Source organism: Bradyrhizobium sp., from assembly GCF_049512235.1.
GTDB lineage: Bacteria > Pseudomonadota > Alphaproteobacteria > Rhizobiales > Xanthobacteraceae > Bradyrhizobium.
In genome coordinates this window covers 1-5382 of record NZ_JBEKXH010000444.1, presented here as the reverse complement: position 1 = coordinate 5382, position 5382 = coordinate 1, and the positions used below count along the sequence as shown (strand labels likewise).

The window sequence follows — 5382 nt, the reverse complement described above, 5'->3', positions numbered from 1 at the left end:
ATAGGCTCGCCGCCAAGCTCCGCGGCAGGATTTATCGCCCCCACCTGTCCTGCCAGATTTTCTCGCCGATCATGCAGGAGACGCGCGGCTCCTTCTCGGCCACCGGGACCAGTCGGCGATCGGGTGTCCGGCCGGCAACTTCGAGCAATAGCTTGCTCCTGATCGCCTCCTTGAACTTTTCGCGATCCTTGATCGATAACACAAAGGAACCGGGACCTCCGATGACGCAGTCCTCGTAATAGAAATCGAGATTGTCGATATCCATGGTCGAATAGGACGGTTCTTTGACCATGATCGGCAGGCCGTTGATGACGATGCCCTTTTCCAGCGCCGCGCCGCGCGCGATGAGGACGGGGCCGCCATCATTGTTGGGGCCGTCGCCGGAAATATCGATGACCCGCCGCGAGCCCCGATAGGGGTCCTCATCGAACAGCGGCATCGCGAAATTGATCGCACCCGAGATCGAGGTGCGCGACGCCCGGCGGATCGGGGTCTTCATGATTTCGCTGGCCACGGCATCGGCGGTTTCCGGACCGTCGATCAACCGCCAGGGAATGATGATCTTCTGGTCGTTCCTTGCCGCCCATTCAAAATAGGTCACCGATATCCGGCCATTCGGAAGGCTCCGCAGCGCCTGCAGAAACTCCTTGGAGACTATCGCCTGCGCATAGCCCTCACGCTGGATCGCGAGTTCGTCCAGATCCATCGAATAGGAAACATCGACGGCGATGACGAGTTCGACGTCGACGGCCGCCGCGGCCGGCTTGTCCGCCGACGGCGAGCCCAATTGACCGGTCGAGTTCGGCGCAGCGATGCTGGCGACATCGCCGCCGGCCAGCATACCAGCGACAAGCACCGCCCCGATCGAGATATACCAGCGCATCAGCCAAGCTCCCGTCGTCAGTCAGGGAATGGTGGCACGCCAGCCGGCCTTCGGAAAGCAGGAACATGGCCGCGGCCTACACATTCAAGTTAGCCAAGCGCCTTAATTTTACCAAGGGCATGGCTCTGCCATCCGGCAGGCTTTCCGGCTTGCTCGGGAACGCGCGGGAAATCGGCCGCGCCAATGCCCGCCGGCGCAAGGAAGCCATCGCCAAACAGCCGGTTCCAGGGCAGGCCGGGAGACGGTATTGTTGTGGCTGCGATAACGTCAGGAGGTGCCGCCGCAATGATCGACGCCGTCACCAAGCCGAAAACCAAGGTCAAGCCGAAAACCGAACGGCCGCGCCTGCACAAGGTCATCCTCGTCAATGACGACTTCACGCCCCGCGAATTTGTCGTCACGGTCCTGAAAGCGGAATTCCGCATGAGCGAGGACCATGCCCACAAGGTCATGATCACGGCGCACCGACTTGGCGTCTGCGTGGTCGCGGTCTTCACCAAGGACGTCGCCGAGACCAAGGCGACGCGCGCGACCGACGCCGGCCGCGCCAAGGGCTACCCGCTGCTGTTCACCACCGAGCCGGAGGAATGAGACATGGATATCATGCCATCATCACCAATCAGGCTACCGGAAATGTCCCGGGAAATGACCGGCATTTCCCGCTTTCAGCGCGGACCGGGTTGATCCCGTCAACGACGACTTTACGCCCCGCGAATTCGTTGTTACGGTCCGGTTGCTAAAATTCCACCTCACCGAGGACCATGCGCCCCCCAGGGTCACGATCAACGCACGCCGGCGCGGCGTGGGGTTGGTTGCGGGTCTTCACCAGGAACATTTTTCGAGACCATGGCGACGGGCGCGAGCGGAACCGGCCGCGCCAGACGTCACCTGCGACTGTTCACCACCGAGCCTTTGGGAGAAACCAGGCCATGAAAAACGCGATCGCCGCCACCGCCACGCTGCTGCTGTTCTCGACGTCGGCGATGGCCGGCACCTTCGTCTACACCCCGGTGCATATCGCGCCCGTCATTCACGTCGCCCCCATGGTTCACGTCAATCCGGTGGTGCATGCCAATCCGGTCGTTAACGGCCACGCCTCCGTCCAGACGGTACCGAACGGCGGCCGGGTGGTTACGCATTCGCATCCAAAGGTGCTGCCCGTTGCGGTGTATACCGCCTCCGGAAATCCGAAAAAATGCGCGCAGAAATCCGGTTCGGAGTCTTGTGCCAAGAAGTGAGCGGCGGGTCTCACGCCGCCGGCGCCTCGTCCGGCAGGCCGTAGACGCGTTCGGCCCTGGCAAAGCCTGCGATCGGAAACTCGCCGAGATCAGTCCATTCGCAGGCGCAGTTTCCACTGAAATCCCCCGACGCAACGATGGTGCGATGGAGGCGGCCGGCGATCTTTTCCAGCCGCGCCGCCAGGTTGACGGCAGGGCCGATGCAGGTGAAATCGAGCCGGTTGCCGCCGCCGATATTGCCGTACAGAATCTTGCAGGTATCCAGCAGGTTCGAGGCCTTGCGGCCCAGACTGATGATTTCGATCACCCGCGCCAAGGGCGGCACCAGCGATCGCAAGGCCTGCAAATGCTCGTCGCTGAAGCCGCCCGGCTGCTGGGTGGTCCAGCTCGCGCCATTGATCAAGCCGTCGACAAAGCGGAGCGGCATGGCGATATAGTCGGTCACTCCTTCCGCGCGCATCTCGTCGAAGAACGGAAACCGCGCGCTCTCGGGATCGTCGAGGCGATAGCGGACCTCCTGCTCCTTCTCGTAGACAATCGCCAGCGGACTGCTTCTGAATGACGCCGCGTCCACAATGCCGAAGTCCACGCTGCTGACGACAACCTCGCTGCCCGGCCGCCAGATGAAATTCAGGCCGAACACATCGGGATGCAGGGTGCGGACGGAAACGCCGACGCGCCAGAGCGGCAAGCCGGCGATCAGCATCCGCTCGCAGCATTCCTTCATCATCTGGGCCGGGCCGGCCGCCGATCGCGCGCCATCGATCAGCCAGTCGATCAACTTCCGCAATTCGATCGCGTTCATGACAGGCACATTTGCCGCGCACGCGGCTGAAGGGTCAAGGCATACAAATGGTTTGCGTTTTCGCATGATCAAGGCAGAGTCCTTCGAAAGCGTGGACGCAGGAAAATGCCGGAGACGGAAACATCGGCCGAAGGCGGCCAGTTGCAGGGCGCGCTGGCGGCGGCCGATCCGGCCACGCTGCTGCTGGCGCTGGTGCAGTTGACCGGCGAGCGGCACTGGCTGGATGCCGCAAAGCCCTTCATCCGCGGGCCGATGAACTACCAGGAGTTCATGCCGGAGCAACTCCGGGCCCAGGTCCGCGACCGGCTCTGCCAGGTGCTCGCCGAGCGGGCGCGCCGCGGCCAAAACCCGCAGCGGCGGACGGACGACGCGCTGCTGCGCGAGATGATGGCGGTCGCGGCCGGCGAGCCGGTGCCCGACGACTATATCGCGATGATGCGCGAGGACCTCGCCGCGGACAGTTTGCAGGCGCGCAGCCTGAAATGGCGGAAGCCGCCGCAGCCGGCCGCGCTGGGGGACGCCGAGGTCGTCGTCATCGGCGCCGGCATGTCCGGTCTCTATGCCGGCATCCAGCTGCGCGAGGCCGGCATCCCCTTCGTCATGATCGAGAAGAACGCGGCGGTCGGCGGCACCTGGTATGAAAACATCTATCCCGGCTGCGGCGTCGACACCCCCAACCACTTTTATTCGTATGCCTTCGAGCCCAATCACGACTGGTCGCACTTCTTTGCCAAGCGCGACGAGCTGTGGAATTATTTTGAAGCGGTCGCGGACAAATACGATCTGCGAAAACACATCCGTTTTGCGACCGAAGTGGTCGATGCCGGATATGACGAAGCCAATGCTATCTGGCACATCACGGCGCAAAGCGCCGACGGCAACCAGCACCGGCTGACGGCGCGCGTCCTGGTCTCCGCCGTCGGCGTTTTGAACCGGCCGAAGCTGCCTGACATACCCGGGCTGAATTCGTTCGCCGGACCGGCCTTCCACACCGCGCAATGGGACCGCAGCTTCGACTGGCGCGGCAAGCGCGTCGCGATGATCGGCACCGGTGCCTCCGGCCATCAGGTCGGTCCCAGCATCGCGCCCGATGTCGCAAGGCTGACGATTTTTCAGCGTTCGCCGCACTGGGTCGTCCCCAATCCGAATTACCATGAGGGCGTCAGCGCAGGCAAAAAATGGGCGCTGGCGAATATTCCCTTTTATCTGCGCTGGTATCGCTTCCAATTGTTCTGGGCTTTTGCCGATGGCCTGCACGCCGCATTGCAGGTCGACCCCGACTGGCCCCATCCGCGGCGCTCGCTCAATGCGCTCAACGAAAAACACCGGCTGTTCATGGAAAAGCACATGCGCGGCGAGCTTTCGGACCGCCCCGAGCTGCTGGCAAAAGTCGTTCCGGACTATCCGGCCTATGGCAAACGCATCCTGATCGACAATCATTGGTTCCGGATGCTGAAACGTCAAAACGTCGATCTCGTCACCGACCCGATCGAGAGCATCGTGCCCGAGGGTGTCAGGACCAAAGACGGTCACCTCTGGCAGGCCGATGCGCTGGTGTTCGCCACCGGCTTCAAGGTCAGCAAGATGCTGCATCCGATGAAAATTGTCGGTCGCGACGGGTGCGAGCTGCATGAGGTCTGGGGTGCCGATGATGCCAAAGCCTATCTCGGTCTCACCGTGCCCGGCTTTCCGAATTTTTTCATCCTGACCGGCCCGAACACCGGCCTTGCGCATGGCGGCAACCAGATCTTCATGACCGAATGCGGCGTGCGCCACATGATGCTGGCCTTGCGCGAGATGCTGGAGGGCGGCCACCGCTCGATCGAATGCCGGCCCGAGGTCTACGAGCGCTACAACCGCGACGTCGACGCCCTGCATGCGCGCATGGTGTGGACCCACAAGGGCATGACCAACTGGTACCGCAACCCGCAAGGCCGCGTCTTCGCCATCACGCCGTGGCGGCTGGTCGAATACTGGAAGATGACGGCGGCGTTTCATGCCGGGGATTATGATATGAGGTAGGGCGCGTCCGCGCCGGCCGCGTCTGGTCGTGCCAAGGAGCCGTGCCCCCTGTAGGGGCCCTGACTCGTAACCAACTCGCGCAAATTCTTCGACGGAGGGATCATGTTCCGCTGCATCACGTGTCTGGTGTTTTTGATTTCCGCGCACGCGGCCGCGGCGCAAGATCAACGGCCTTCCGCTGTCTCGCCACCCTTTTTCGGCGGCGGCGCAATACCGTCGACTGATCTGCCGTCCGGGATCGGCAACTACTGCATTTATCAAAGCCTTATCTTCTCCGTTGGCTCGCCCATTTGTGTTGGCAAAACGAGTTTCGTATGCGCTCCGACCACAGACAAAATGGGCTTCAATCAGCGGGGATACTGGACGGCTAGGCCAAATGATCCTAACCTCCTCAGCACGCCTGTCTGCGAATAGAGCCTGCCTCGCTACACATG

The 5382-nt window shown here is 62.4% G+C and carries 5 protein-coding genes; 3 read left to right on the top strand and 2 right to left on the bottom strand.

What is annotated here, in order from left to right; all coding sequences use genetic code 11:
* Positions 1–31: 31 nt before the first annotated feature.
* Entirely contained in the window at positions 32–883 is an 852-nt protein-coding gene (locus tag ABSG20_RS28925; protein ID WP_423867881.1) for a DUF1194 domain-containing protein, read from the bottom strand.
* Between the two features lie 285 nt (positions 884–1168).
* Between ABSG20_RS28925 and clpS the strand changes: the two genes are divergently transcribed.
* Both clpS and ABSG20_RS28915 read left to right on the top strand, forming a co-directional pair.
* Positions 1169–1474, top strand: a complete 306-nt coding sequence (gene clpS, locus ABSG20_RS28920; protein WP_423867880.1) for an ATP-dependent Clp protease adapter ClpS — start codon at positions 1169–1171, stop codon at positions 1472–1474.
* A 338-nt stretch (positions 1475–1812) separates the two neighbouring features.
* Positions 1813–2121: a hypothetical protein gene (locus tag ABSG20_RS28915; protein WP_423867879.1), complete on the top strand. Its 309-nt coding sequence runs from the start codon at positions 1813–1815 to the stop codon at positions 2119–2121.
* Positions 2122–2131: 10 nt separating this feature from the next.
* On the opposite strand, the gene ABSG20_RS28910 is transcribed toward ABSG20_RS28915, so the two are convergent.
* On the bottom strand, positions 2132–2926 hold the full coding sequence (locus ABSG20_RS28910; protein WP_423867878.1) for a hypothetical protein: 795 nt from the start codon (positions 2924–2926) through the stop codon (positions 2132–2134).
* Between the two features lie 105 nt (positions 2927–3031).
* Between ABSG20_RS28910 and ABSG20_RS28905 the strand changes: the two genes are divergently transcribed.
* The gene (locus tag ABSG20_RS28905) at positions 3032–4948 is read left to right on the top strand and encodes a flavin-containing monooxygenase (RefSeq protein ID WP_423867877.1); all 1917 of its coding nucleotides are present in this window, start codon (positions 3032–3034) and stop codon (positions 4946–4948) included.
* Positions 4949–5382 lie beyond the last annotated feature (434 nt).